This is a genomic window from Ruegeria sp. K11, assembly GCF_056531905.1.
In genome coordinates this window covers 298,995-324,089 of the sequence record NZ_JBQFMP010000004.1, presented here as the reverse complement: position 1 = coordinate 324,089, position 25,095 = coordinate 298,995, and the positions used below count along the sequence as shown (strand labels likewise).

At 59.8% G+C, this 25,095-nt stretch carries 28 protein-coding genes and 1 tRNA gene; 9 read left to right on the top strand and 20 right to left on the bottom strand.

The genetic code is table 11. The features are described from left to right. Positions 1-47: 47 nt before the first annotated feature. Both ACR0K4_RS08725 and ACR0K4_RS08720 read right to left on the bottom strand, forming a co-directional pair. A complete protein-coding gene (locus tag ACR0K4_RS08725; protein WP_480853636.1) occupies positions 48-1,169 on the bottom strand; it encodes a M20 aminoacylase family protein in 1,122 nt (373 codons plus the stop codon). Further along, entirely contained in the window at positions 1,162-2,172 is a 1,011-nt protein-coding gene (locus ACR0K4_RS08720; RefSeq protein ID WP_480853634.1) for a pyridoxal-phosphate dependent enzyme, read from the bottom strand. The genes ACR0K4_RS08725 and ACR0K4_RS08720 overlap by 8 nt, the downstream gene beginning before the upstream one ends. Before the next feature lie 87 nt (positions 2,173-2,259). On the opposite strand from ACR0K4_RS08720, the gene ACR0K4_RS08715 reads away from it, so the two are divergent. Both ACR0K4_RS08715 and ACR0K4_RS08710 read left to right on the top strand, forming a co-directional pair. After that, a complete protein-coding gene (locus tag ACR0K4_RS08715; RefSeq protein WP_480853633.1) occupies positions 2,260-2,730 on the top strand; it encodes an Lrp/AsnC family transcriptional regulator in 471 nt (156 codons plus the stop codon). 339 nt (positions 2,731-3,069) lie between these two features. Then, positions 3,070-3,582: a hypothetical protein gene (locus ACR0K4_RS08710; protein WP_480853632.1), complete on the top strand. Its 513-nt coding sequence runs from the start codon at positions 3,070-3,072 to the stop codon at positions 3,580-3,582. Positions 3,583-4,195: 613 nt separating this feature from the next. Here ACR0K4_RS08710 and ACR0K4_RS08705 read toward each other — a convergent pair. The 8 genes from ACR0K4_RS08705 to ACR0K4_RS08670 form a co-directional block, all read right to left on the bottom strand. Next, positions 4,196-4,272: transfer RNA gene (locus ACR0K4_RS08705), tRNA-Met, on the bottom strand. Between the two features lie 85 nt (positions 4,273-4,357). Then, positions 4,358-5,326, bottom strand: a complete 969-nt coding sequence (locus ACR0K4_RS08700; protein ID WP_480853631.1) for an alpha/beta fold hydrolase — start codon at positions 5,324-5,326, stop codon at positions 4,358-4,360. After that, positions 5,323-6,798 (bottom strand): flavin-containing monooxygenase, encoded by a 1,476-nt coding sequence (locus tag ACR0K4_RS08695; RefSeq protein ID WP_480853630.1) that lies wholly within the window; start codon positions 6,796-6,798, stop codon positions 5,323-5,325. Before ACR0K4_RS08695 ends, ACR0K4_RS08700 begins: the two co-directional genes overlap by 4 nt. A gap of 85 nt (positions 6,799-6,883) precedes the next feature. Next, positions 6,884-7,687 (bottom strand): PaaX family transcriptional regulator C-terminal domain-containing protein, encoded by an 804-nt coding sequence (locus tag ACR0K4_RS08690; protein WP_480853629.1) that lies wholly within the window; start codon positions 7,685-7,687, stop codon positions 6,884-6,886. Between the two features lie 47 nt (positions 7,688-7,734). Continuing rightward, entirely contained in the window at positions 7,735-9,759 is a 2,025-nt protein-coding gene (gene paaZ, locus ACR0K4_RS08685) for a phenylacetic acid degradation bifunctional protein PaaZ (RefSeq protein WP_480853628.1), read from the bottom strand. A 26-nt stretch (positions 9,760-9,785) separates the two neighbouring features. Beyond that, entirely contained in the window at positions 9,786-11,138 is a 1,353-nt protein-coding gene (locus tag ACR0K4_RS08680) for a TRAP transporter large permease (RefSeq protein ID WP_480853627.1), read from the bottom strand. Continuing rightward, positions 11,135-11,641 (bottom strand): TRAP transporter small permease, encoded by a 507-nt coding sequence (locus ACR0K4_RS08675; RefSeq protein WP_480853626.1) that lies wholly within the window; start codon positions 11,639-11,641, stop codon positions 11,135-11,137. The genes ACR0K4_RS08680 and ACR0K4_RS08675 overlap by 4 nt, the downstream gene beginning before the upstream one ends. A gap of 53 nt (positions 11,642-11,694) precedes the next feature. Then, positions 11,695-12,714, bottom strand: coding sequence for a TRAP transporter substrate-binding protein (locus tag ACR0K4_RS08670; RefSeq protein WP_480517415.1), 1,020 nt, complete (start codon positions 12,712-12,714; stop codon positions 11,695-11,697). Positions 12,715-12,893: 179 nt separating this feature from the next. Between ACR0K4_RS08670 and paaG the strand changes: the two genes are divergently transcribed. The 5 genes from paaG (at position 12,894) to ACR0K4_RS08645 (ending at position 16,336) form a co-directional block, all read left to right on the top strand. Then, positions 12,894-13,679: a 2-(1,2-epoxy-1,2-dihydrophenyl)acetyl-CoA isomerase PaaG gene (gene paaG / locus ACR0K4_RS08665; RefSeq protein WP_480853625.1), complete on the top strand. Its 786-nt coding sequence runs from the start codon at positions 12,894-12,896 to the stop codon at positions 13,677-13,679. 1 nt (position 13,680) lies between these two features. Continuing rightward, positions 13,681-14,109: a hydroxyphenylacetyl-CoA thioesterase PaaI gene (gene paaI, locus ACR0K4_RS08660; RefSeq protein ID WP_480853624.1), complete on the top strand. Its 429-nt coding sequence runs from the start codon at positions 13,681-13,683 to the stop codon at positions 14,107-14,109. Positions 14,110-14,124: 15 nt separating this feature from the next. After that, entirely contained in the window at positions 14,125-15,432 is a 1,308-nt protein-coding gene (gene paaK / locus ACR0K4_RS08655) for a phenylacetate--CoA ligase PaaK (RefSeq protein WP_480853622.1), read from the top strand. 20 nt (positions 15,433-15,452) lie between these two features. Beyond that, a complete protein-coding gene (locus ACR0K4_RS08650) occupies positions 15,453-16,049 on the top strand; it encodes a TetR/AcrR family transcriptional regulator (protein WP_480517423.1) in 597 nt (198 codons plus the stop codon). A 71-nt stretch (positions 16,050-16,120) separates the two neighbouring features. Beyond that, on the top strand, positions 16,121-16,336 hold the full coding sequence (locus tag ACR0K4_RS08645) for a hypothetical protein (protein WP_480853621.1): 216 nt from the start codon (positions 16,121-16,123) through the stop codon (positions 16,334-16,336). A gap of 18 nt (positions 16,337-16,354) precedes the next feature. Here ACR0K4_RS08645 and ACR0K4_RS08640 read toward each other — a convergent pair whose 3' ends face one another. The 10 genes from ACR0K4_RS08640 to phnF form a co-directional block, all read right to left on the bottom strand. Continuing rightward, entirely contained in the window at positions 16,355-17,113 is a 759-nt protein-coding gene (locus ACR0K4_RS08640) for a Phenylacetic acid catabolic protein (RefSeq protein WP_480517427.1), read from the bottom strand. 13 nt (positions 17,114-17,126) lie between these two features. Beyond that, a complete protein-coding gene (locus ACR0K4_RS08635; RefSeq protein WP_480853620.1) occupies positions 17,127-18,200 on the bottom strand; it encodes a 2Fe-2S iron-sulfur cluster-binding protein in 1,074 nt (357 codons plus the stop codon). A 14-nt stretch (positions 18,201-18,214) separates the two neighbouring features. Then, entirely contained in the window at positions 18,215-18,673 is a 459-nt protein-coding gene (gene paaD / locus ACR0K4_RS08630) for a 1,2-phenylacetyl-CoA epoxidase subunit PaaD (RefSeq protein WP_480853619.1), read from the bottom strand. 6 nt (positions 18,674-18,679) lie between these two features. Continuing rightward, positions 18,680-19,438, bottom strand: a complete 759-nt coding sequence (gene paaC / locus ACR0K4_RS08625) for a 1,2-phenylacetyl-CoA epoxidase subunit PaaC (protein WP_480517433.1) — start codon at positions 19,436-19,438, stop codon at positions 18,680-18,682. Next, the gene (gene paaB / locus ACR0K4_RS08620; protein ID WP_010437865.1) at positions 19,438-19,722 is read right to left on the bottom strand and encodes a 1,2-phenylacetyl-CoA epoxidase subunit PaaB; all 285 of its coding nucleotides are present in this window, start codon (positions 19,720-19,722) and stop codon (positions 19,438-19,440) included. The genes paaC and paaB overlap by 1 nt, the downstream gene beginning before the upstream one ends. A gap of 18 nt (positions 19,723-19,740) precedes the next feature. Next, entirely contained in the window at positions 19,741-20,733 is a 993-nt protein-coding gene (gene paaA, locus ACR0K4_RS08615) for a 1,2-phenylacetyl-CoA epoxidase subunit PaaA (protein WP_480517435.1), read from the bottom strand. 236 nt (positions 20,734-20,969) lie between these two features. Beyond that, positions 20,970-21,188 carry a DUF1127 domain-containing protein gene (locus ACR0K4_RS08610; protein WP_480517437.1) on the bottom strand — a complete coding sequence of 73 codons (219 nt, stop codon included), beginning with the start codon at positions 21,186-21,188 and terminating at the stop codon, positions 20,970-20,972. Positions 21,189-21,353: 165 nt separating this feature from the next. After that, entirely contained in the window at positions 21,354-22,172 is an 819-nt protein-coding gene (locus ACR0K4_RS08605; RefSeq protein WP_480853617.1) for a cyclase family protein, read from the bottom strand. A gap of 195 nt (positions 22,173-22,367) precedes the next feature. Further along, positions 22,368-23,051, bottom strand: a complete 684-nt coding sequence (gene rpe, locus ACR0K4_RS08600; RefSeq protein WP_480853616.1) for a ribulose-phosphate 3-epimerase — start codon at positions 23,049-23,051, stop codon at positions 22,368-22,370. Positions 23,052-23,241: 190 nt separating this feature from the next. Next, positions 23,242-23,955, bottom strand: a complete 714-nt coding sequence (gene phnF, locus ACR0K4_RS08595; RefSeq protein WP_480517443.1) for a phosphonate metabolism transcriptional regulator PhnF — start codon at positions 23,953-23,955, stop codon at positions 23,242-23,244. A 103-nt stretch (positions 23,956-24,058) separates the two neighbouring features. On the opposite strand from phnF, the gene phnG reads away from it, so the two are divergent. Then, entirely contained in the window at positions 24,059-24,517 is a 459-nt protein-coding gene (phnG, locus tag ACR0K4_RS08590; protein ID WP_480853615.1) for a phosphonate C-P lyase system protein PhnG, read from the top strand. After that, positions 24,517-25,092, top strand: coding sequence for a phosphonate C-P lyase system protein PhnH (gene phnH / locus ACR0K4_RS08585; RefSeq protein WP_480853614.1), 576 nt, complete (start codon positions 24,517-24,519; stop codon positions 25,090-25,092). The genes phnG and phnH overlap by 1 nt, the downstream gene beginning before the upstream one ends. Positions 25,093-25,095 lie beyond the last annotated feature (3 nt).

The following is a 25,095-nucleotide window of genomic DNA, read 5'->3' as shown; positions in this document are numbered from 1 at the left end:
GAGGCAGCGGTCACTCCGCTGCCTCGCAAACCCTGTGTGCAGGATGCTCAGATCTGACGCGCAAGTGTTGCCCAGAACGCAATTCCATGCGCGACAGCCGCGTCGTTGAAATCATAAGCCGGATTATGCAGTGGCATCGCGGACGCGCCTTCGGTCCCGTTTCCCATCAGGACGAACGCACCCGGACGGTGCTGCAGAAACGCGGCGAAGTCCTCGGAAAATCCGACACGCCCGAAATCGGCATCCACTGATCCAACTGTCTCGGCTGCCCTGACTGCGATAGCTGTCGCGCCCGGATCATTGACGAGGGGCTGGAAGGACGTAGTGTAATCCACTTGCGCCGACGCGCCTTGCGCTACGCAAATCCCTTCGACAATGGCACGTATTCTGCTTTCGATGGCTTTGGACACGTCGTCCGAAAATCCACGGCAATCACCTTTCAGCACGACAGTGCTGGGCAAGATATTGCGCGCTCCATCGGTCAGAAACTCGGTGACCGAGACGACGGCATGGGCGCTGGGTGGCAAGGTACGAGAGACGATGGATTGCAACTGCAGGACGATTGAAGACCCGACAACAAGCGGATCGATTCCCCGCTCGGGCATCGAGGCATGACCGCCGCGCCCTTTGATCCTGATCTCGAAATTGTCCTCGAAGGTACAGAACGGACCGGCCTGCGTGGCGAAATGACCAAGCGCCATGCCCGGCATGTTGTGCAACCCGTAGATCGACGCCATCGGAAACCGCTCGAACAAACCATCCGAGATCATGGCCTCTGCGCCGGTCCCGTTTTCTTCATCCGGCTGAAAGATGAAGTGGATGGTCCGGTCCAGCGAGGGGTCCGACGCCAGCTTCATCGCAGCCCCCAGCAGCATAGTGCTGTGCCCGTCATGCCCGCAGCCATGGAATTTACCCGGAATCGTCGAGCAATGGGCGAATGTGTTGGCTTCTTGAATGGGCAGCGCATCCATATCCGCCCGAAATCCGATTGCGGTGTCATCGGGGCCGCGTCGAAAGGTCGCCACAAGGCCAGTTCTGCCGATGCCGCGCATAACGTCCAAACCCGCTGCCTCAAGCCGGGTGGCAATCAGCCCGGCAGTCCGATCCAGATCAAACCCGGTTTCCGGATGAGCGTGCAGATCGCGGCGAAAGGCAGGCAGATCAATCATCCGAAACACCGCCTTCTGACAAGATGACAAGGGGCATGACATCGTCCCGGAACATGCATGCGGCCAATCCTGCCGCCCCCGAAGGCGTGGTCGAGAACCCAAGATCACGGGCCATTTCCACCGCTGATACCGCCTGCGCATCGCTGATGGTGACCCACTCGTTTGCGCAGTCCTTCAGGATGTCCAGCGCCAACATCGATGGCGTTTTGCAGTCCAGCCGTCCCATGTTCGAGACAGGCCCTTCGACCGTAACCATGTGACCGGCCAGGGCGCTGTCACGCAGGCACGGGGCGGCGTCGGGTTCAACCACGGTAATTTTGGGCTGAACCGGCCAGTTGGACCGGATCATATAGGCAACGGCTGCAGCCAGCCCGCCAACACCAGCCTGCAAATAGACATGGCTTGGCCATTGCCCACTGTCTTCCAACGCGGCGCGCATTTCTTCGGCCAATACCGTGTACCCCTCCATCACCAGACGCGGAGGTTCGGTGTATCCTGGCCATGACCCATCGGCGAGATGGATTGCACCGGTTGCCTCAGCATCTGCGATGGCTGCGGCAACGCTTTCCTCGTAATCCGCGCCCGAACGAACAACCTCGGCCCCTTTGTCCTGCAGGCGCCGGGCAAAGTCTTCGGGCACGGTTTGGGATAGATGAATGCGGGACCGGGCTCCGAACAGGCGTGCACCTGCAGCCACGGCCATGCCATGGTTGCCAGCACTGGCGCACACGAATGTCATGGTGCCCGCAAGTGCACGCACAGGGGCGTCCAGAAGAGCGGCTGGTTCCACCACCTCGCCGATGTGTGCTTCGATCAACCGGGCGACCGCATAGACACCGCCCAGGGCTTTAAAGGCCCCAAGGCCCATCCTTTTGGTCTCGTCCTTGATCAGAACGGGGCGCCCTTCAAAGCTGCGGCTTTCCAGGGGAGAAGGTTCATATACAGGACATGCCCGCAACAAGGCTGCCGGCGCGTTTGCGTGGAGAGATATGGTGTTTTTCATTCCCTTGTTGTACCGAGTTTCTTTGCTGTGTTTTGATCATTTGGTGATATTTTATGAGAAATTTTCTCGTTTTCAGTAGGCACATACATGAAACTTGATCGTTCCGACCGAAAGTTGCTGAGCCTGATGCAGGTTGACGCTAAGATGGGGCTGGACGCTCTTGCGTCAGAAACCGGTCTCTCGGTTGCGTCCGTCCAGCGGCGCTTGAAGGCGCTCAGGCATGCGGGCGTCATTCGGGCAGAGGTCGCAATCGTCGACCCCAAAAAGGTCGGCGTCACCATGAGCTTCATTGTCACGGTAGAGTTGGAGCGCGAACGTCAGGACCAGATCGATGCCTTCGCACGGCAGGTTCAGTCGGAACCCATGGTGCAGCAGTGTTACTACGTCACCGGGGACGCCGATTTCTGCCTGATTTGCACCGCCCGCGATATGGATGATTTTGAAAAGCTCACGCAGCGTCTGTTCTTTGACAACTCGAATGTCCGCCGGTTCCGGACATCTGTGGTGATGGGACGCAAAAAAGTGGGTCTGAGCGTACAGGTTGACGGGCCGGAGTAAGCCCGGCGCTCTGTTCGCTCTGTCTTAGCCTTTTGCCGCGCGTTGCCATTTCACGAAAAAACTCTTTGTTTTTAAGCTGACTTTTGTCGTGGGTTGCCGTCTATTGCCATATATTGGCAAAAATCGCTGGGTATAAGGCTGGGTAACCGGCGCACTGGCAAGTGAGGCCGGGCAAATTGAGCCCCTGTGCGTGGAGTTCTAATCCCTCGAAGACAAGATGATGGAAATCTCATCAAAGGACGTCACAGACCATTTCCAGTGAACACGCTTATCTGTGGTATCAATTTGTAGGCATTTTTTTTCGCCCGATTCGTTGAAATAGATTTTAGGAGATTTGAAATGGATATTCTTTCCAACCTCAGTGACACGCCACGTTCTGATTGGGTGCCTCAACAAGTTCTAACGATAGGTCTCTGTCTGGAAGCTGCGGAATCTGACGAGAACCTTTTGGCAGAGCTGGCAATCAACCCAGGACAGGTTTTTGCGGATGCAGGATTTCCGCTGCAGACACGGGACTTCAAAGACTTTAACCGCTATTGCTTTGAAGAGTTGGGTTTCGGCGACGTTTTCGAACAGATGTCCAGCGAGGCAAGTTTCTCGGAAATTAACGGGATAGAATGCACGTTGTGCAAAGTCGGCTGCTACACGATTGCGGCGGCGATTGTCGCCGCCGGGGTTGTCGGGATCAAGCTCATGACGGTCACTTCGGCGCCAGTTGTTGCTTTGGCCGCCTTTGCCGGGGTGTCCGCAAAGGCGGCGCTCATGTTTATTGTGGGGCTGACTTCTGTCGTAGGTCAGGGTGTCGCTTATGTTGCGAGCCAGATATGCCAATGGACAAAGGCCTGTCCTTAAAGTTGGTATTGAAGTGCGAAGGATCAGAGCAAGGTTGGTTTAACCCTCCGCGTTGCCAAACCTCATCGTCGACAGAAACACAAGCCGTGTGACCTGTAGGTAGAAATACATCTTACTGCTTGGATGTGGACGAAGTGAGCGACCGGGGTCGTGAACCAAGCTGAATGTCCCAACTCGCAGCCGGTCCAGTTTGGGCCGGTTGTTTTGTTGCAGGTCCTGTCACAGGGTCGATCTTGACTGTATCACGCGTTTTCCGACATTCGTGGATCTGCTTGCGGGTCAGACTGATATCTTCTGATCCGGATAATTGTTCTGTGTTGGAATAGTTGGTTTTTTGGTTTCTCTGCACTCCGACGCTGCATCGTATTCGTCAACCATTCGTGCAATCCCATAACCTGTACCACCGCCGTATCAGGGATTATCAGCGTTCAATGGGTGCAACGAAGTTGTCTCATGGAAGTGACCGGGTATCCAACCAAACGGCAAGATTGCCTGCTGCTCCAACACAGGAACGAGCGGCTGAGCATCAAAAACAAATTGATGGGAATAACATCGGGCGTGGGCACGCCGCCTCAAGAGAGGTGGTTTAAATTTATGTGGTTGAGGGGTGCAATGGTAGCGGAGGAGGGACTTGAACCCCCGACACGCGGATTATGATTCCGCTGCTCTAACCAACTGAGCTACTCCGCCATGAGTGAGAGGCGATGTAAGGGAGGTACTGCAGAGGGTCAAGAGGGAAATGCGCTAAGCGGGATGGAAATGTCGGGATCGCGTTTCAGGTGGGTGCGGCGGCGTCAGGGTTTGCCGAAGCGCTTTGCGCGACCTTGCGGATAAAGCGCGCGCACGCGTTGGGTTCCGTGATCAGGATCATATGGCCCAGACTCTCCAATGCCTCGTAGCTCAGGCCAAACTTGGTCATGCGTTCGCCGTGTATAGAGGCTGACAAGATCGGATCTTCGGTGCCGAACAAAATGCCGCCGGGGATATCGAGGTCGGGATAGCGATTGGTCTGGGCCTCAAGGCTGGCTTCGATGCCAATCACATCCTGCGACGCGGTGATGAAGGCCGAAGGGCGCAGGCCAAGCGCACCGCCTGCGCGGTCCAGAAAGTCCTCGGGCGCGGGTTCGGGCGCAAAAACATCCTTCAGAACCAAAGGTGCGGTCTTGCGGGCCATGGGCACGGCGATCGTATGTCCGATGAGATTTCGCAGCCAACCGGTCCGAATTTCCAGCGGTTTGAAAACCGGCGGTGTGCCCGGCATCTTCTGGGTCAAGGGGGCCAGCAGGGCGAGCGCCGAAACATCCCCGGGGAAATCGAGAGCCATGGCCAGCGACACGGCTCCTCCCAGCGAATGCCCAACCAGGATCGGGTTTTTGATACCTTTGGCGTCAAGGCATTCGTGAATCATTCTCGCCTGTTCCGGCAGGTTGGCAAGTTCGGCACGGTCACGGGTCGAGTAGCCACATCCGGGGCGATCTACCGCCACCACATGGAAGTCATCCGCCAGCACATCCATCAGCGCATAAGTGAAATGTTGCAATTGCCCGGATAACCCGTGGATCATCACAATGGAGGGGTTGTCGGGGTTTCCCCTTTCCACATAATGGATGCTGCCGCCGGACACGGGCATAATTTGACCCAGCTGCGGCACCATCTGCTGACCTTGCCGGGTCAGACTTCGCGTCCAGAGGTGCATCCCCAACAGAAATGCCGCAAGCAGAGCCAGGATTGTCAGAAAAATCATACTGTGTCTCCCTGTCTCGGTGCTGCGGGCTCGTATTGTTCCAGACCCGAACCGGCCATGCGTTTTCTGAATTCTGTCACCGTACCGGGCCATAACGTGGTGTTGCGCCCTTGTGCATCCTGATACCACGAGGTGCAGCCGCCCATTTGCCACACGCTGTCGGCGTGCCGGTCCTTCATCTCGGCGGTGAAGGCGGTTTGCTTTTCGGGTGAGGGAGTGATTGTTTTCAAGCTTTGGCCCTGCATCCCGGACAGAACGCGCCCGACATGGTCCACCTGCGCCTCGATCATCAGAACGACCGAGTTATGCCCCAGTCCGGTATGCGGACCCAGCAGGATGAAGAAGTTCGGGAACCCCACAATCGCAGTTCCAAGATGCGCTGTCATTCCATCCGCCCAGGCTTGTTTAAGAGTCAGACCATCCGTGCCGCTGATATCCAGACGCTCGACCACGTCGGTCACATGAAATCCGGTGCCCCAGACCAGTATGTCCGCCTCGGTTTCCGTGCCATCGGACGCGATAATCGTATTGCCCCGGATCGAGGCGACACCGTGCGGAACCAGATCGACATTGTCGCGCGCCAGCGTCGGGTACCAGTCGTTCGAGCTGAGGATGCGCTTGCAGCCGATTGTGTAATCCGGTGTCAGGTGCTTCCTGAGGTTCGGGTCCCGGATCGCGCGCTCCAGCGATTGTTGCCACATCTTCATGGCAAAGGCGACGGCTTTGGGTTCGCCTCTGAACACGCGGTGGCGGAATTCGAACAGCGCATAGATCAAGCGCCGCCGCGTGCGTGCCAGCAGCGGAAGGGCGCGGTAAAGACGGCGCAGCCAAGGCGCAATGGGCCCGTCCGGGCGGGGCAGAACGTAAGGTGCGCTACGCTGAAAAACCGTGACCCGCGCGGCGGATTTGGCGATTTCGGGCACGAACTGAACCGCCGATGCGCCGGTGCCGATAACGGCAATGCGCTTGCCCTCCAAAGGCACCTGATGGTTCCATCCAGCGGAATGGAAACTGGCACCGGCAAACCCGTCCGCGCCGGGGATCTTCGGAATGTGCGGGACATGCAGCGCACCAATGGCGGATACGAGAAACCGTGCTGACCACCTGTGGCCGTCTTGCGTTTCAACCTGCCAGCGGGTGCCATCCCATCTGGCCGACTTCAGTTCTTGATGGAAATGGCACAGATCATACAACCCTTCGTCGCGCGCGACGCGCTGCAGATAGGACTGAATTTCTGCGCCACCGGCATAGGCGCGGCTCCAGTTCGGGTTGGGGTGACTTGCCATGGAATAAAGGTGCGAGGGCACATCGCAGGCCACGCCCGGATAGGTGTTCTCGCGCCATGTGCCGCCAATATCCCCGGCTTTTTCCAGTATCGTAACGGATTTGAGGCCACGATTGCGTGCCTCTAGCGCCATGGTCAGGCCCGAGAAGCCCGCGCCGACAATCAGCATTTCGGTTTCGGACACCATGATGATCCTCTCCCCTCGTGCGTATCGGACTTGGCGTCTTTCAGAATATGGGTGCGTGCTGAAGATTGAACAGGATGACTTTGGGTCACGCCACCGCACCGAGGATTTCCGGAGACGGGCGCGGCAGCGAGTCCAGCAAACGAAAGACGGTTTTGCGGCATTCGGGTCCCGCCCAATCGGATGGATAAAAGGCCAGCGGCAAATCCGGTTGCCGCAGCACGACACGCCGCCAGCGATGCACCAAAAGGGTCCGCAGTGTTGCAGTCTGAAACGGCGTGGCCACCCATCTGTCGGGGCGCAGGGCCAAGGTGCGGGCAGCGTCGCGCTGCAATGCCTGGCATGCCGCACGCAGGTCGGAAGGGCAAAGACGATCCTGCACCCAGGCCGGTGCGGATTGCGGTGATATGTTGAGCGCCAGCAAGCCTTCGGTCTGATCGGGCACTGGCCCGACCCCCAGCGCGACATTGCGCCCAATCGGCGTATAGTCATGGCTGAGCATGATATCTTCCAGAACCTTGGTCCCCGTTCCGTCTTCGGCGATCAGTATATGCCAGTGCAGCGTCTGGGCCGGATCACGTGCGTAGATGCGTGGCGTGACCGCAGCGGACTGGCTGCGCCCGAAATCGGTCAGCACATGGCGTGATTCCCGCCCGATACGGTCACTTTGAATCCAGCCGTCCTTTCGCAGTCGATGGACAGCCACGCGGATCGCTTCGGGTTTGATCCCGATGGGTTCAATGATGCGCGTCAGGGCCCCGCCCGATATCTGTGCTCCCGGTTCTTGCGCCATATCACCGAAAAGCGACACGATAATCGACCACACCCGCTGATCCTGCGGGTCCTTCAATTCGGCGACAGCCGTGTTGAACCACGTGTCCTGGCTGGTCATGCGCCCAGTTTAACCCGCCGACGCCAATAAGAAAAACAGTTTCACATTCAGAACGCGTTCATAGTCAGCAGTTGGTACTCGGCAACCTGTTCGTCATTCTGATTGGTCAGGGTGACATGCCATCGGACCTCGCCATATTCCTCGTTTCGAGGGGTTTTCTGCTGGACGGTCAGGCGGACCTTGATGCTGTCACCAGCCACGACCGGCTTCATGAACCGCAGCCCGTCCAGCCCGGTATTGGCCAGCACCGGCCCCTCGTTCGGTTCCACGAACAGGCCCGCCGCAAAGCTGAGCAACAGGTAGCCATGCGCAACGCGGCCGGGGAAGAACGGATTTCGCGCCGCTGCGTCCTCGTCCATATGGGCATAGAACGTATCGCCGGTGAAATGGGCGAAATGTTCGATATCGTCCAGCGTGATCGTGCGCGGATCGGTGTGCAGTGTCTCGCCGATCTGCAGCTCGCTGAATTTACGGGTGAAGGGGTGCGCGGGGCCTTTGATCTCGGGCGCTCCGGGCACCCATTTGGGGCCGATGCTGCTGAGCATCCGGGGTGAGCCCTGAATGGCGGTGCGCTGCATATAGTGTTTCACGCCGCGCACGCCGCCCAGTTCCTCACCCCCGCCTGCACGGCCCGGTCCGCCATGCACCATATGCGGCAGCGGCGAGCCATGGCCTGTCGATTCCCCCATCGAGTCGCGGTCGTCGATGTAGATCCGCCCGTTATAGGCCGCCGCGCCCATCACCACGGCGCGGGCAACATCGGTGTTATGGGTGATGAGCGAGGTCACTAGCGACCCCTGACCGCGATTGACCAGCGCCACCGCATGATCCAGATCGCGATAGCCCATCAGGGTTGAGACGGGGCCGAAGGCCTCGGTATCATGCACGCGCTGGGCGTTGTCAGGATCGGCACAGTGGAACAGCATCGGGGGCACGAAGGCTCCGGTTTCGGGGCCTTGCAGGTCGAAGGTCTCGGGGTTGCCGAAGACGCGCTCGGCCTCCTGCCCGATCAGGGCGGCCTTTTCCAACACGTCGGCTTTTTGCCCGTTCGACACCAGCGCGCCCATGCGGGTGGTCTCGGCCCGAGGGTCGCCGATGGTGATCTTTGCCAGCCGGTCCGACAGCGCGGCGATCACCGCATCGACCTGCGCTTCGGGTGCGATGATCCGGCGGATGGCGGTGCATTTCTGGCCTGCCTTGGTGGTCATCTCGCGGCTGACCTCTTTGACGAACAGGTCAAACTCGGGCGTTCCGGGGGCGGCATCCGGGCCAAGGATCGAGGCGTTCAGGCTGTCTTGTTCTGCCACGAACCGGACCGAGTTCTGCAGGATCGCAGGCGTCTGCCGCAGCTTGAGCGCGGTGCTGGCCGAACCGGTGAAGCTGACCACATCCTGACAGCCCAGATGATCCAGCATGTCGCCCAACCCGCCGGACACCAGTTGCAGCGCTCCGGCAGGCAGGATGCCGCTGTCCAGCATGATACGCACCGCCAGTTCGGTGACATAGCAGCTGTTGGTGGCAGGCTTCACGATGGCGGGAACGCCAGCCAGCAGGGTCGGGGCCAGCTTTTCCAGCATTCCCCAAACGGGGAAGTTGAAGGCGTTGATGTGAACCGCCACACCCTGCAGAGGGGTGCAGATATGCTGGCCCAGAAACGTACCGTTGCGCGACAGTTGCTCGGAGTCGCCGTCCAGATAGACCTGCGCATCCGGCATCTCGCGCCGCCCTTTTGAGGCAAAGACAAACATCGTGCCGATGCCGCCGTCGATATCGATCAAGTGGTCTTTCTGCGTTGCCCCGGTCTCAAAACTCAGGTCGTATAGCGCCTGTTTATGCGCCGACAGCTCCTGCGCCAGAGCTTTCAGTATCCGGGCGCGGTCGTGGAACGTCAGCTTGCGCAGGGCGGGGCCACCTGTATTTCGCGCGTAGTCCAGCATTGCCTGCACGTCGAGCGCCGCGTTTCCGGCGGTGGCAAAGGGCGCGCCGGTGATGGCTGAGGCGATGGTGCGTGCGCCGTCTCCGGGTGCGAGCCATTGGCCTGCGGTAAAGCTGGAAATCTGATGCAGGGACATGGTGTTCTCCTGTTTTAAGCGGGGGCTCAGTGCCCCAACGCGCCCATTTGCTGTGGCAGGTACAGGACCACGATGGGCACCAGCACGATCAGCGCGAGGCGAAAGATATCGGCGACCCAAAACGGGGTGACACCGCGAAAGATTGTGCCGGTGGAAACGTCGCCCACCACCCCTTTCAGGATGAATACATTCAGGCCTACGGGCGGGGTGATCAGCGAGATTTCGGTGACCACCACGACGACGATGCCGAACCAGATTGGATCATAGCCCAGAGATGTGACCAGCGGGAAGAAGATCGGGACGGTCAGCAGCAGCATCGAGAGCGACTCGAACACGCAACCCAGGATGATGTAAATGCCGAGGATCATCAGGATCACCACAAACGGCGCGACGTCATAAGCCGTGACCATCGCGATCAGGGCTTCAGGTAAACCGGCGAGGTTGATGAAGTTCGAGAAGATCTGCGCACCGATCAGAACTGCGAACAGGGCCGAAGCAGTGAAGCAGGTTTCTTTCAACACTTCGAAGGTTGACCCGACGGTCAGGCCGCCCCGAAACAGGGCGATCAGAAAAGCCCCGGCAGCACCCATACCTGCGGCCTCGGTGGGTGAGAAGGTAAGGTTCAGGGGTTCAAAATCAAAGGCTCCGTAAAGCCCGCCGATGACCAGAAAGAACAGCAGTAGCACGGCCCAGACCGAGCCCAATGCGCGGATACGTTCGGACCATGTGGCGCGTTCTCCGGCGGGGCCGGACTCGGGGTTGCGCCAGACGGTCCAACGCACGGCGAAGAGGTAGAACAGAATGCCGAGGATGCCGGGGATGATGCCCGCCATGAACAGCTTGCCGATCGAGGTTTCGGTCAGCAGCCCGTAGATGACAAGAATGACCGATGGCGGGATCAGGATGCCCAGCGTGCCGCCCGCCGCAATCGACGCGGTCGACAACTCATCGGAATAACCATAGCGCCGCATCTGCGGCATCGCGACCTTGGACATGGTGGCTGCCGTGGCCAGCGACGAGCCGCAAATGGCCGAGAACCCGCCGCAGGCCGCGACGGTTGCCATGGCGATGCCGCCCCGCATATGGCCGAGAAAGGCGTTGGACACCGCATAAAGCTCGCGCGCCATGCCGCCCTTGTTGACGAACAGGCCCATGAGGATGAACAGCGGCACCACCGACAGGCCGTAATCCTGCGCGGTATCGGTGATCTGGCGGCCCACCATGGACATGGCAGCCTTGAGGCCCCGTTCGGACAGGATCGACCCGCCGCGTTCATAGGCAAAGCCCAGCGTGCCGACGACGCCCATGGCAAAGACGATGGGCAGGCGCATCAGCACCAGTATCAGGACAATCGCAAATCCGATCAGCGCAGCGGTCATTGCAGGGGCTCCGACAGGGCATTGGGGGCGAAGGCTTTCAGCAGTCCGGTGGCGATCATCACCAGCGCGGTGATGGCGACGGACAGTGCGATGAACCAGCCGATCAGGTAGGTGGGGATCGAGAGATACTCGGTCACATCCCCATAATCCCGCGCGCGTTCGGCCAGAACCCAGACGCGCTGCACCGGCCAGAACAGCATGATGCCACTGATCACATAGATCACCACATCGCGGGCGCGCGACAGGTGCAGGCGGTTGAAGAACCCGTCCGTTAGATCGACCGCGATATGCCCGTTTGTGGTCGAGACAATGGGCAGCACCGAAAACACCAGAATGGCCATCAGAATGCGCGTCAGCTCGGTCGCCGCCTCAATAGGCGCATTAAAGACCGAGCGCAGGATGACATCGCAAAAGGTCATCACCATCAAGATGAACAGGGCAATGCAAGCGACGATCACGGGAAGGGCGCTGGCACGGCGCACAAGCTGGATTATCGGGGTCATGGGAAACTCACGCAGGGTGGGGCAGGGCGGCAGAAAACCGCCCTGCAATCGGATCAGTTCGAGGACATTTCCGATTTGATCATGTCATACGCCGCTTGGGCATCAACGCCTGTCGCGTCAACTTCGGAGATGACCTTGCCGCGAATGTCTTGGGCAATCGCCGAGAACTTCTCAAGATCGGCATCGGTGGCGGCATTGATTGCGTTGCCATCGGTGGCTTCTGTCGCCTCACGGCCGGAAGCGTCGATCTCATCCCAGATCTTGCCGATTTCACGGCTCAGCGGTTCGCCGAACACGTTTTCGTCCAGCGCCGCCTGCAGGTCAGCGGGCAGATCGGCAAAGGTGTCTTCGTTCATGATGAAGGCGAAGGAGCCACGATACAGACCGCCGGGCATTTCATAGACGTTCTGAGCCACCTCGGTCAGCTTGAAGCCCTTGCGGGATTCGAACGGCATCACAACGCCGTCGGCGGCTTTCGAGGCCAGCGTTTCATAGACCTTTGGCGCGGGCACCTGAATGCCGGTCGCGCCAAGCGCCGCGCCCACGTCACCACCAACGCCGCCGGGGATGCGGACCTTGAGGCCTGACACTTCGTCCAGCGAGGTCACGGGGCTGTTGGAATGCAGCTGCGCGGGGCCGTGGGTGTGCAGCGCGATGACCTTTACGCCGCGATGCTCATCTGCAGCTTTCAAGTGCGCATCATAGGCGCGCCAATAGGCGACCGAAGCCTCCTCGGCCGAGCCTTCATAGCCCGGCAGTTCGATCAGCTTGGTGGTGACAAAGCGGCCCGGCTGATAGCCGTGGAAGATGATCGAGGCATCGGCGGCACCGTCCATGATCAGGTCCATCTGCGCGGGCGGCGGGGCGATGCCCAGCTTGAGTTCTGCGGTGACTTTGCCGTCAGTGGCCTCTTCGACCATCTCGACGAATTTGGGCCACATCTTTGCGTTGATGCCATGGGTCGGCGGGGCCCAGCTGGAAATCGTCAGGGTGTAGTCGGCAGCAAAGGCGATGGTGCCGGACACCGCCAGCGTTGCCGAGGCCAGCAGGGTGGTGAGCTTGGTGAATTTCATGACCGGGTCTCCTCCTCAAAAGCGCGGATCGTTAATTTGCTAATGGCCGGTTTTGTAACCATCAACGCTGTCTTCGCGTGCGTCGATTGCAGAATCCGGGCCGGTGTTGCGGGAATTTATTGACCAACCGTTCGGTTTATGCAAGAAGTTTGTTGTAACAAATGCAAAGCGAACTTGCCATGTCCGATACTATTCTTTCGCGAGACCACGGTCAGTGGGTTGAAATCACACTGAATCGGCCCGACAAGCTGAACAGTTTCACCGAAGAGATGCATCTGGCCCTACGCACAGCCCTTGAGGATGCGCGTGATGGTGGCGCGCGTGCCGTGCTGCTGACCGGAGCAGGGCGCGGATTTTGCGCCGGTCAGGATTTGGGTGATCGGGACCCCAGGCGTATGGACGGACCGCCTGATCTGGGGCAGACCGTCCGCAGTTTTTATGCGCCGCTTGTTCGACTGATCAGGTCTCTGGAATTCCCGGTTGTCTGCGCTGTGAACGGTGTTGCGGCGGGGGCTGGGGCGAACCTTGCATTGGCCTGCGATATCGTTCTGGCTGCGGACTCGGCCAAATTCATCCAGTCCTTCGCCAAGGTCGGCCTGATCCCGGACACGGGTGGCAGCTGGCACCTGCCTAGGCTGATCGGCGAGGCACGGGCCAAGGGGCTTGCGCTGACCGGCCAACCTCTGCCCGCCCGTCAGGCCGCCGATTGGGGGTTGATCTGGAAAGCCGTGCCCGATGCCGAACTGATGGACGAAGCCCGCGCGCTGACCGAAGGATTCGCCAGCGGACCGACGCTGGGGTTTGCGATGACCAAACAAACCATTCAGGCGGCAGCGGTTGACACGCTGACAGAGCATCTGGACCTTGAAGCCGACGCGATGAAAACCTGCGGAGAAAGCGCCGATTACGCCGAGGGGGTCAGCGCCTTTCTGGAAAAACGCAAGCCTGTGTTCAAGGGGCGCTGAAATGACCGCCAAGGACCTGGCTGAACACGCAGCGGCGGCCATGTGGGCCCGCGACAACGCCTCGAAATGGGCGGGGATGGAACTGGGCAAGGTGGATGAAGGGACCGCGATCTTGTCGCTAACCGTCGAGGCGCATCACTGCAACGGGCATGGCATCTGTCATGGTGGCGTGATCTTTATGCTGGCTGACACCGCCTTTGCGTTTGCCTGCAACAGTCGCAATCAGTCGACCGTGGCCCATCATGACGTGATCAGTTTCGTGGCTCCCGGGCGTCAGGGGGACCAGTTGACGGCGCAGGCCGCCGAGGTGAGCCTTACAGGCCGCAGCGGCATTTACGATGTGTCCGTCACCAATCAGAATGGCCAAAAGATCGCCGAGTTTCGCGGATTTTCCCGCGCGGTCAAAGGCGCAGTTATTGAAGAAACCTGAGGGAGGGACGATGGCATGAAAGACCTGAGTCCGAATAAATCGGATCTGGATCCGATCGAGATTGCGTCGGTTGACGAGATCCGCAGCCTGCAACTGGACCGTCTGAAATGGTCGCTGCGCCACGCCTATGACAATGTGCCCATGTATCGGCAGCGATTCGATGAGGCCGGGGTACACCCGGACGACCTGCACTCGCTGTCTGATCTGGCGCGTTTCCCTTTCACCTACAAGACCGGTCTGCGCGACAATTATCCCTTTGGTCTGTTTGCCGTGCCGCGCGAGCAGATCATTCGCGTTCATGCCTCATCCGGGACCACGGGAAAGCCTACGGTGGTTGGCTATACACAAGGCGATATCGACAATTGGGCCGATCTGGTGGCCCGGTCCCTGCGTGCCAGCGGATTGCGCCGCGGTGATATGGTACACAATGCCTATGGGTATGGCCTGTTCACCGGCGGTTTGGGCGCGCATTACGGGATCGAGCGTCTGGGCGCGACTGTCGTGCCGATGAGTGGCGGGCAGACTGCCAAACAGGTTGATCTGATCACCGATTTCAAGCCGGACGGGATCATGGTGACGCCGTCCTATATGCTCAACATTCTTGAACAATACCACAAGGTCGGCCTCGACCCGCGCGAGTCGTCTCTGGCCGTGGGTGTGTTCGGGGCCGAGCCGTGGACCGATTCGATGCGGTCCGAAGTCGAGCAGGCGTTCGATATGCACGCGGTGGATATCTACGGCCTGTCCGAGATCATGGGTCCGGGTGTGGCCAATGAATGTGTCGAAACCAAAGATGGTCCCGTGATCTGGGAAGATCATTTTTACCCTGAGATCATCAACCCCGAGACAGGCGAGGTTCTGCCCGATGGTGAGATGGGCGAGCTGGTCTTTACCACATTGACCAAAGAAGGGTTGCCGATGATCCGCTATCGAACCCGCGACCTGACGCGGCTGCTGCCGGGCACCGCGCGGTCGATGCGGCGGATGGAGAAGATCACAGGCCGTTCGGACGACATGATCATCCTGCGAGGCGTGAACGTCTTTCCCAGCCAGATCGAAGAACAGGTTCTGGCCACTGGGGGCCTTGCGCCGTACTACCAGATCGAGCTGTACCGGGCAGGCCGGATGGATGCGATGCGCGTGCATGTCGAGGCTGCACCGGACGCGGCGGATGAATTGAGCAAAACCGCCGCCGCGCGAATGTTGTCGCGCCGGATCAAAGATGTCGTTGGCATCTCGACCGAGATAGATGTCGGCGAACCCGGCGAGGTCGAGCGCAGTCAGGGCAAGGCCCGACGTGTCGTCGACAACCGTAACGCCTGAGCAAGCCGGAGAGCACCAGATTGGCCCGCACCATAGCAAAAGATCACGATGACAAACGCGCGCGTATTCTGAAAACTGCCGCCAGCGTCTTTGCACGCGAGGGGTTCGACCGGGCGTCGATGTCTCAGCTGGCGCGGGAATGCGGGATATCGAAGGCCAACATCTATCACTACTATGACAGCAAGGACGCGATCCTGTTCGACATGCTCGACAGCTATTTGCGGCAGCTGCGCGATCAGATTTGTAGGCTAGACCTTCAGGGGCTCGATCCGGCAGATCGCCTCAGGCGTGTGGTGCGGGAAATTCTGCTGGCCTATCAGGGCGTCGATGACGAACACCGCGTGCAGACCAGCGGCATGTCCGCCCTGCCCGAGGATCAGCAGAAATTGTTGCGCGGATATCAACGGGATCTGGTGGTTTTTGTCAGCGACATCATCGCGCGTGTTGCGCCAGATACGTTCAGCGACGATGCAGCCAAACTGCGCGCCGCCACCATGTCGGTTTTCGGGATGCTGAACTGGTTCTACATGTGGAATACGGGCGCGGATGAGGTCGCGCGTGCCGATTATGCAGCGTTGGTCAGCGATCTGACGCTGAACGGGCTCAGCGGGCTGTAAACCTCCCGCCCGCAAGGTCGTGATTTGGGTTTTGCGGCGTGTTCTGGTTCAATGACGGCAGGAGGACTGCCATGCGCCGCCCGGACCGTTTCGACAAATTCTATTTCGCCAAGGTTGGATTGGGCGAGGCCTGCGGTTGCGCCGAAAAGGTCATCGATGTGTACGAATTCAACCGAAAGGGCGGCGCACAGGCCAAACAGGGAGTGCCGCGCAAGCAATCCCGCCGCCGGTCCCTGCGGTCTTTTGCATTGAAATACGGATTGATCAGCTGCAAGCGCCCGGGCTGAGCGCCTGCGTTTGGCAGTTCATGGCGCTTTCAACCCCAACTGGTCAACGATGCGGGTTGCCTCGACGATCCAGCGGGATTTCAATTCGGCACCGGTCAGGCGGCGCAGCCCCATATTTCGCAAGGTCTCAAGCTTGTCGGTCGTGGCCGTGCCAAAACTGGCCGCCACGCGAGGCCACCAATAATCCACCGATGCCTGCATCTGGGCTGTCAGGCCTTGCTCAGCCAGTTTGGTGGCACCTTCAAGGGCCAGTACGCCGTGATGCGCCTCGATCGGGGCGATGGCGCGGAACGCCTCGGCAAGGGGCTGGTATGAAATTGTCGAAAACTCGGCCAGTTGTTCGGCCACGGCCCGGCTCATGAGCAAGTTCATGATCACAGCGTCGGCCCAACCGTCGATGGGATAGTTGAAGACGGCCAGACGCATATCGTGTTCACTGCGGGTTGTGCCAATGTCGGCGTCCCGATCAAGGCGCGCGGTCCAGGGATGATGGGTGGCGTATCGCTGCGTGTCCGCGCCAAACTCGCCCATGATCTTCAGGACACGGTCGGCATTGTCGGTTTTCTCAAGCACGATTTTCGCCGCCGCAATCCGTTCCTTGATGCCGGGCCCCTGATTGATGACATCAGCAAATCCGGCCGCACCTGCCAACTCGCTGTCGACGAAAGTGGCCATCAGTTTCATAAGCTCGGCACGATAGCGCGGCGGTACGTTGGTGGGGTTGGTCAGAACACCGCCCGCCGCCAGATAGCTTTCCAGTGTCATGTCTTCGGCCATCGGTCCTCTCCCTTTACTGGTCGTAGTCGACGGTGACGGTATCGGTCAGGGGATAGGCCTGACAGCTCAGCACATAACCCTTTTCAACCTCGTAATCCTCAAGCGCGTGGTTGGCGACCATTTCGACTTCGCCTTCAATCACCCGGCAGCGGCAGGTCGAACACACCCCGGCGCGGCAGGCAAATGGCGCGTCCATCGCGTTGTCCAAAGCGGCGTCAAGGATTGACCGATCTTTGGGCATCGTGACCGTCTGCGTGGCCCCGTCCATGGTGATTGCGGCCCTAGTCTGGTTGGCCTGTGACGCTGTATCCGCGCCACTGGCCTTGCGTCTGGCACGGCCCGGCTGGGCGCTGGCAAACAGTTCGAATTTGATCTGCCCGTCATCCAGCCCATGCGCGCGCAAGGCCGCAGCGATGCCCAGCATCATCGGTTCCGGCCCGCAGATGAACGCGGTGGTGACGTTTTCGATATCGATCCAGTGTTTGAACAGTTCGGCGCATTTGTCCTCGGTCACCAGACCGGTAAACAACTCGATCTCCTGCGCGTCGGCCTCAAGGATATGGATCACGTTCAGACGGCCCATATAGAGGTTTTTCAGGTCCTCCAGTTCCTCGCGGAACATGATCGTGTTCACGCCCTTGTTGGCGTACACCAACGTGAAGCGCGAATGCGGCTCTCGCGCCAATGTGGTCTTGAGGATCGACAGCACCGGGGTGATGCCGGACCCGCCCGCAAAGCCGAGGTATTGTTTTTCTGCCGCAGGATCGATTGCTGTGTAAAAGCTGCCCATGGGCGGCATCGCCTGCACAACGTCTCCAACCTTGAGGTCCGTGTTGGCCCATGTGGAAAATGCCCCGCCATCGACACGTTTAATACCGACCTGCAGAATGCCATCATCCTTGCCCGCACAGATCGAATAGGACCTGCGCAGCTCTTCGCCATCGAAGTCGCGCCGGAAGGTCAGATATTGGCCTTGGGTGAACTCGAATTCAGCCGCAGCACCGTTTTGCGGCTTTAACGTCACAACCACCGCGTCGCGGATGGTTTTTTGAATCTCGGTGACTTCCAGATCGTGAAAGCGTGCCATCCGGTGATCCTCCCTCAGATGCACTTGAAATAGTCAAACGGTTCCAGGCAATCGGTGCAGCGCCAATGCGCCTTGCACGGGGTCGAGCCGAACTGGCTGACCTTCTCCACGGCCTTGCTGCCGCAGCGCGGGCAGCGTTCGGGCCCGCCTGCGGGTTGGGGCGGTGCGATGCCGAACTCCTCCAGCCGGGCGCGGCCCTTGTCGCTGAGCCAGTCGGTGGTCCAGGCCGGCGAGATGCTGGTTTCGATCCGGACATCGTCGATACCGTGGTCGCGCAGGGCGGTTTCGATATCCATGCTGATGACGGATGTCGCCGGACAGCCGGAATAGGTTGGTGTGACCGTGACCTTCAGCGTGTCCTCATCCCACCGCACGTCGCGCACGATGCCCAGATCCACGACCGAAATCACCGGGATCTCTGGGTCGGGAACGGCATCAAGCCATTCCCAGATCTGATCCGTTGTAGCGCGCATTTGCCTTTACCAGCTTGCGTCGGGATAGGCGCGTTGCAACCACTGCATCTGCGTGAGCAGATGGCCCAGATGTTCGGTATGCATTCGCCCGTCGCGCCCGCCCTTGTGGGCAAAGCGGCTGTCGGGAATGGTCAGGGTTGCTTCGGTCAGAACCCGTCCGATCAGCTCGTCATATTCCGAACGAAGCTCGGCGGGGTTCGGTGCGATCCCGGCCTTGGCCAGTTCGGCGTCCACATCGTCGCTGACGAACATCTCGCCCACATAAGGCCAAAGATAGGTCAGCGCATCGTGCATCCGGGCATGGCTTTCCTCGGTTCCGTCGCCAAGCCCGACCACGGTGTCGCCCGAGCGTTCGAGATGGTACGTGACCTCTTTGCTGGCCTTGGCCGCGATGGCCGCGACGCGGTCATCCGACGATGTCATCAGCCGGCCCAGCATGATTGAATGCCAGGCATCGAACAGGAACTGACGCATAAGGGTGCGGCCGAAATCGCCATTGGGCACCTCGACCAGCAGCACATTGCGGAAATCCCAGGCATCACGCAGAAAGGCCAGATCATCGGCGCTTTTGCCGCCGTCGATCTCACCTGCAAGGCCAAGCCACATCTGAGTCTGACCGATCAGGTCCAGCGCGGTGTTGGCCAGCGCGATGTCTTCCTCAAGCACCGGCGCGTGGCCGCACCATTCGCTGACGCGGTGGCCGAGGATCAGGGTATTGTCGCCCATCCGCAGCAGAAATTGCAGGAATGCCTCGTCCCTGGTCATCACATCGCCCCCACTTCGTCGGGGATGTCGAAAAAGGTCGGGTGGCGATAAACCTTGCTTTCGCTGGGCTCATACAGCGGGCCTTTGTCGCTGGGCGACGAGGCCGAGATGTTGTTGGCTTCGACCACCCAGATCGAAACGCCTTCGTTGCGACGGGTATAGACGTCGCGGGCGTTCTTGATCGCCATTTCCGCGTCGGGGGCGTGCAGCGAGCCGACGTGACGGTGGCTCATGCCATGTTGGCCGCGGATGAAGATTTCCCACAGGGGCCATTCGTTGTTCATTGTGTGTCCTCCTTGGGTTTACTCTGCCGCCAGATTGCGGGTGCGTTTCTTGCGGGCATGGGCCAGCAATCCGTCCCGCACCCATTGGCCGTCGTCCCAGGCCTTGTTGCGTGCGGCCAGACGATCCACATTACAGGGGCCGTTGCCTTTGAGCACGTCATAGAACTCTGACCAGTCCGGATCGGTGTAGTCATAGTGACCGCGTTCATCGTTCCATTTCAGGTCGGGGTCGGGGATGGTCAGCCCCAGATATTCGGCCTGCGGGACAGTCTGATCGACGAATTTCTGGCGCAGCTCGTCATTGGTGTTGATCTTGATCTTCCAGGCCATGGATTGAGCTGAATGCACGCTGTCCTTGTCGGACGGGCCAAACATCATCAGCGACGGATACCACAACCGGTTCAACGCATCCTGCGCCATTCGGCGCTGCTCGGGCGTGCCCTCGGCCATCTTGCGAATCGCGTCATAACCCTGACGCTGGTGAAAGCTCTCTTCCTTGCAGATGCGGATCATTGCGCGCGAATAGGGGCCAAAAGAGGTCCGCTGCAGCGGCACCTGGTTCATGATCGCAGCGCCATCGACCAGCCATCCGACCGCGCCGATATCGGCCCAGTTCAGCGTCGGATAGTTGAAGATCGACGAGTACTTCATACGGCCATCCAGCAGCATTTCGGTGATCTCGTCGCGGCTGACACCCAGCGTTTCCGCAGCGCAATACAGATACAGCCCATGCCCGGCCTCATCCTGTACCTTGGCCAGCAGGATTGCCTTACGCTCCAGCGTGGGTGCGCGGGTGATCCAGTTGCCTTCGGGCAGTTGGCCGACGATCTCGGAATGGGCATGCTGACCGATCTGGCGGATCAGGGTGGCGCGGTAATCATCCGGCATCCAGTCCTTGGGTTCGATCTTGATGTCGGCGTCGATCTTGTCTTGAAAAGCGCGCTCTTGGTCGGACATGTCCTCGCGCGTTTTCACGCCGGTTCCGGCTGTTTTGATCATCTGAGCGTACATCTCAGTTCCCCTCCCCTTTATGCGGCTCTGCCAGGTATCTGAAACGAGGTCCGGCGGATGGCGCATAATTAAGTGACCGATGGGTCGGTTAATACCCTGATCTGCGATTCGCGGCAAGAAAAATGTAACCGAAATGTTGCAATGCCAAGAAATCGGTAACGTATTGCGGCCTGCGAAAGCCCTCGCACTGCTGCGGCCTGACGGTCATGGGCGGGAGTGGATTCAGCGGGCCGGTGTCAGATCACGTCGGCCATCACCAGCCTGACGATGTCTTCTCGTCTGAGGCCACGTACCTGAAGCTCGGCATCTGTCAGCGCCCACAGCCGCGAGACACGCCGCGATTTTGCGCGTGCTTCGCCGATGCGGGCAAAGCCCGACAGAATTCCGCGGGCGATGTCGCCTGCGATCTCGACGAGAACATTCAGTGTGGGGCGGGGGTGAAGAGAATGGCGCATGGTAAGATGTCTTTGTCAGAGCGGTATCGTCGCGCATTTTAAGGCTGCAGTCTGCAACCAACCAGTCGCCTTTCGGAATAACCGCTGTGCAGCAGATGCAAACCTGAAGGGCCTGAACACAGATAAGACAGGCGGCACGGTGGCCGCCTGCCTGCGATTGTGGCGTCAGACCATCGCAAAGATGCGAGCAGGTCCCCCCGAGCCTCCGCGATGGGCCGGAGCGCCGACGACCAAAGTCGCGCCACTGGCCGGAACCTTGTCCAGATTGGCGAGGTTTTCGATTCCATAGCGGTTGGTCGGCAACCACGCATAGTGCGTGGCAAAGTCGGCGGACGGCCCGTGATCCAGCGACAGGGAATCCACGGCCATCGCCACCGCGCCGGTCTCGTCCATCAGCATTTGCGCCGCTTCGACATGAAAGCCGGGGAAATGCATTTTGCCTTCGCCATCGGCGTTGCGGAATTCGGCAGACCCGGTTTTCGCGCCCCAGCCGGAATGCATCGCCACGCAGGCACCATCGGGGATTGGACCATTCGCAGAAATCCACGCTTTCAGATCGTCGGGCGTCACCTGTGTGTCTGCGTCATCTGCTGCGCGGGCCGCGATATCGACCACGCAAAGCGGGCACACAAGATTTGAAACCGGGATCTCATCGACAGCCTGTCCATCTGCCGAGAAATGCAGCGGCGCATCGATATGTGTACCGGTGTGTTCATTGACCGCCAGATTGAACAGGTTGAAGCCGTTATCCTTGAAGTTGAACGCCTGTGTGGCCTCGATGCCGGGCGCGCCAAAGTAAGTCGGGAACTCTGCATCGTAAATATGGGTCATATCGACCACTTCGCCGTGCCCTGCCGCCATAGCCGGAGTGGTTGCCGCCGCGCCCAGTGCCGTTCCGGCTGCCATTGCAGCCCCGGCCTTGAAGAACGAACGCCGGGACAGCATCCGATCTTTGACCGCGTTCATCACACATACATCGCACATTTTCTCGCTCCCTGAATTGTTGGCATCGGGATTTGGGCCGTCGACACGTGGCCGGGCGGGCCTGACCCGATCTCATGCAACCTAGAGCGATTGGGACAAGTTGTTATGTGAACTTGTTCTCATTGACGTGAGTATTGCAGCTGTGGGCGGGTAAACGGCTGTTTCCTGCCCATGGACGCAGCCGTCAAATCGCCGTTACGCCGGTTCAGCCGCTGCGCGGATGGCGCGGATGTTTGCGCCATAGACATCCGGATCGGAGACCGAGCCGCCTTTGAACACGGCTGATCCGGCCACCAGGACATCCGCCCCTGCAGCGGAAAGCAAAGGTGCCGTATTGGGATCAACGCCCCCGTCAATTTCGATATGCACCGGTCTGTCCCCGATCATCTTGCGCAGGCGTCGCACCTTGGCAGTCATGTCGATGAACTTCTGTCCGCCAAAGCCGGGGTTCACAGTCATTACGCAGATCAGATCGGTCAGGTCCAAAAGATGTTCGACCGCTTCCGCAGGGGTGCCGGGGTTCAGCGCAACGCCGGCTTTCATACCCGCGGCGCGGATGGCCTGCAGGGTGCGGTGGGTGTGCGGCCCGGCCTCGATATGGGCGGTCAGTATATCCGCGCCCGCGTCGGCATAAGCCTGAATGTAGGGATCAACCGGCGAGATCATCAGATGCACATCCATCACTGTTTTGACGTGCGGACGGAACGCTTTCACGGCCGGAGGGCCAAATGTCAGATTTGGTACGAAATGCCCGTCCATAACGTCCACATGGACCCAATCGGCCCCCTGTGCTTCGATCGCCTGAATCTCGGCGCCGAAATTGGCGAAATCGGCGGACAGGATCGACGGGGCGATCTTGATGCTGCGGTCAAAACTCATCTGTGGCCTCATGTGGATGGCGTTTCGGTCTCGCATATAGCGAGGCCACACTGAAAAGGGTAGGGCCTATGGCGTTAGGCGGCTGGGCCTTTCAGGCCAGGCGACATCCCATCTGTCCGGTCTTGGAAGTGGATGAGGAGAACCGGGCTGAGACCTCCTTCAGGAGGTCGAAGACAGGTGGGAGGCCCTGTTACGCGTCTTCGCTCAACGTCAGGGTTACGCGCTCTCCGGCAAACGCAGTTCGTCCCAACTCCAGAGGCGTGCCATTCAGATCGGCATTGATCCCGATTGAAAACAACACTGGTGCACCCTCGGTCAGGCGAAGATGCAGGGCTTGCGTGGCTGTTGCCGCCCGCGCGGTCAGACGCGTTGAGATGCGCGTATAATCATCTATGCCACAACGTTTCAGTGCCTGCGTGACGGATCGGGTTTCATCCAATGCCTGCAGAATGCCGGGCAGGCGCCGCGCAGGAAAGACGCTCTGGAACAGAGCGATGGGTTGACCATCGGCCAGCGAAAGCCCGTCATACACATGCACCTCTTCTTTGGGCGCAAGCTGCAGAGCCTCAGCCTCGGTCTCATCTGCGGCGCGGGTGGTGAGGGTGAGGATTTTCTTGCCGGGGATCTTCCCGCTGGCCGAGATGCTCTTGTGGTATCTGACCCGCTTGCCAATCGGATAGTCTGTGGGGCGGGCGGTCACAAACACGCCCGCACCCCGTCTTGCATGCACCAACCCCTGTTCAGCGAGGTCAGACAACGCTCGGCGCACAGTGTGCCGGTTCACCCCGTGCTTGGCGGCCAGTTGCGCCTCGGTTGGCAATCGTGCGCCTGTGTCATAGCGACCCTCGGCGATATCCGCCGTCAGGCTCAGGGCGATGCTTTTCCAGACGGGTGTTTTGCTCATGTCATAAAATCTTAAACCACGGCCTGATTGCGCGATGTGCGTCCTGGGTGTATAATTTGTCTAGTTGTATAGTGTATGTAGACAACCCAGCCAAGGGGCTTTGATGAAAGATCAGGCGGAAAACGGCGAAAGAGCACGCCAGGAATGGATGGGTCTGCTGGCGCGTGCGCCGGAAGATGCGCTGCTGAATATTTGGGCGCAGGTTCAGGACCGTCCGGCATTCGACTGGCTGCGCAGCCCGGAAGTGGGGGGTGTCATGGTGCGCGGACGGACTGGAGGCACTGGCGCGCCCTTCAATCTCGGGGAAATGACCGTCACGCGGTGTTCGCTGCAGCTTGCGGATGGCACGGTCGGGCACGGTTATGTGCAGGGCCGGTCCAAGAGCAAGGCCGAAGCGGCGGCTCTGATCGATGCGTTGATGCAGACGTCGCGCGCCGCTGCGGTGAAGGCGCAGGTGATCGCTCCGTTGCAAACGCTGGAGCGTGCCGCCAAAACCGCCCGGGCCTCCAAAGCCGCGGCGACCAAGGTTGAATTCTTCACTCTGGTGCGGGGAGAAGATTGATGACCGCGCAAACGCATTTCTCGGGCGGGTTCCGAAACGCGGCGATCGAGGCAGCGCATGCCTTTCGTGCCGCAATGACGGTCATGGCACGTCCGGGTGAAATCCGCGCGGTGTCCGGCGCGCAGCCGCCCGCGCCGTTATCCGTCGCCGCTGGCACGCTCTTGCTGACATTATGCGACACGGACACCAAGGTTTATCTTGCGGGAGCCGCTGATAACGACTGCATCCGTCAGTGGCTGATCTTTCACACTGGCGCACCGATTGTCGGGGCGGCCGAAGCTGATTTTGCGGTCGGGACATGGCAGGACCTGCAGCCGGTGACCGCCTATCGCATCGGCACACCGGAATACCCGGATCGCTCGGCAACACTTATCGTGGAATGTGACGCGCTTGATCCAAGCGGGGCTGCGCTGCGCGGACCGGGCATCAAATCGGTCGCGCATCTGTCCCTTCCGGACATCGCTGCGTTGCAGGGCAATGCGATGCTGTATCCGCTGGGATGCGATTTCTTTTTCACTTGCGGCGACCGGGTTGCGGCTCTGCCGCGCAGCACGCAGATCACGGACGAGGGCTAGTCG

What these genes read in the sequence shown, in the direction of transcription:
- ACR0K4_RS08725 (WP_480853636.1), bottom strand. Translation starts at nt 1,169, where the DNA reads ATGATTGATCTGCCTGCCTTTCGCCGCGATCTGCACGCTCATCCGGAA.
- ACR0K4_RS08720 (WP_480853634.1), bottom strand. Translation starts at nt 2,172, where the DNA reads ATGAAAAACACCATATCTCTCCACGCAAACGCGCCGGCAGCCTTGTTG.
- ACR0K4_RS08715 (WP_480853633.1), top strand. Translation starts at nt 2,260, where the DNA reads ATGAAACTTGATCGTTCCGACCGAAAGTTGCTGAGCCTGATGCAGGTT.
- ACR0K4_RS08710 (WP_480853632.1), top strand. Translation starts at nt 3,070, where the DNA reads ATGGATATTCTTTCCAACCTCAGTGACACGCCACGTTCTGATTGGGTG.
- ACR0K4_RS08700 (WP_480853631.1), bottom strand. Translation starts at nt 5,326, where the DNA reads ATGATTTTTCTGACAATCCTGGCTCTGCTTGCGGCATTTCTGTTGGGG.
- ACR0K4_RS08695 (WP_480853630.1), bottom strand. Translation starts at nt 6,798, where the DNA reads ATGGTGTCCGAAACCGAAATGCTGATTGTCGGCGCGGGCTTCTCGGGC.
- ACR0K4_RS08690 (WP_480853629.1), bottom strand. Translation starts at nt 7,687, where the DNA reads ATGACCAGCCAGGACACGTGGTTCAACACGGCTGTCGCCGAATTGAAG.
- paaZ (WP_480853628.1), bottom strand. Translation starts at nt 9,759, where the DNA reads ATGTCCCTGCATCAGATTTCCAGCTTTACCGCAGGCCAATGGCTCGCA.
- ACR0K4_RS08680 (WP_480853627.1), bottom strand. Translation starts at nt 11,138, where the DNA reads ATGACCGCTGCGCTGATCGGATTTGCGATTGTCCTGATACTGGTGCTG.
- ACR0K4_RS08675 (WP_480853626.1), bottom strand. Translation starts at nt 11,641, where the DNA reads ATGACCCCGATAATCCAGCTTGTGCGCCGTGCCAGCGCCCTTCCCGTG.
- ACR0K4_RS08670 (WP_480517415.1), bottom strand. Translation starts at nt 12,714, where the DNA reads ATGAAATTCACCAAGCTCACCACCCTGCTGGCCTCGGCAACGCTGGCG.
- paaG (WP_480853625.1), top strand. Translation starts at nt 12,894, where the DNA reads ATGTCCGATACTATTCTTTCGCGAGACCACGGTCAGTGGGTTGAAATC.
- paaI (WP_480853624.1), top strand. Translation starts at nt 13,681, where the DNA reads ATGACCGCCAAGGACCTGGCTGAACACGCAGCGGCGGCCATGTGGGCC.
- paaK (WP_480853622.1), top strand. Translation starts at nt 14,125, where the DNA reads ATGAAAGACCTGAGTCCGAATAAATCGGATCTGGATCCGATCGAGATT.
- ACR0K4_RS08645 (WP_480853621.1), top strand. Translation starts at nt 16,121, where the DNA reads ATGCGCCGCCCGGACCGTTTCGACAAATTCTATTTCGCCAAGGTTGGA.
- ACR0K4_RS08640 (WP_480517427.1), bottom strand. Translation starts at nt 17,113, where the DNA reads ATGGCCGAAGACATGACACTGGAAAGCTATCTGGCGGCGGGCGGTGTT.
- ACR0K4_RS08635 (WP_480853620.1), bottom strand. Translation starts at nt 18,200, where the DNA reads ATGGCACGCTTTCACGATCTGGAAGTCACCGAGATTCAAAAAACCATC.
- paaD (WP_480853619.1), bottom strand. Translation starts at nt 18,673, where the DNA reads ATGCGCGCTACAACGGATCAGATCTGGGAATGGCTTGATGCCGTTCCC.
- paaC (WP_480517433.1), bottom strand. Translation starts at nt 19,438, where the DNA reads ATGACCAGGGACGAGGCATTCCTGCAATTTCTGCTGCGGATGGGCGAC.
- paaB (WP_010437865.1), bottom strand. Translation starts at nt 19,722, where the DNA reads ATGAACAACGAATGGCCCCTGTGGGAAATCTTCATCCGCGGCCAACAT.
- paaA (WP_480517435.1), bottom strand. Translation starts at nt 20,733, where the DNA reads ATGTACGCTCAGATGATCAAAACAGCCGGAACCGGCGTGAAAACGCGC.
- ACR0K4_RS08610 (WP_480517437.1), bottom strand. Translation starts at nt 21,188, where the DNA reads ATGCGCCATTCTCTTCACCCCCGCCCCACACTGAATGTTCTCGTCGAG.
- ACR0K4_RS08605 (WP_480853617.1), bottom strand. Translation starts at nt 22,172, where the DNA reads ATGTGCGATGTATGTGTGATGAACGCGGTCAAAGATCGGATGCTGTCC.
- rpe (WP_480853616.1), bottom strand. Translation starts at nt 23,051, where the DNA reads ATGAGTTTTGACCGCAGCATCAAGATCGCCCCGTCGATCCTGTCCGCC.
- phnF (WP_480517443.1), bottom strand. Translation starts at nt 23,955, where the DNA reads ATGAGCAAAACACCCGTCTGGAAAAGCATCGCCCTGAGCCTGACGGCG.
- phnG (WP_480853615.1), top strand. Translation starts at nt 24,059, where the DNA reads ATGAAAGATCAGGCGGAAAACGGCGAAAGAGCACGCCAGGAATGGATG.
- phnH (WP_480853614.1), top strand. Translation starts at nt 24,517, where the DNA reads ATGACCGCGCAAACGCATTTCTCGGGCGGGTTCCGAAACGCGGCGATC.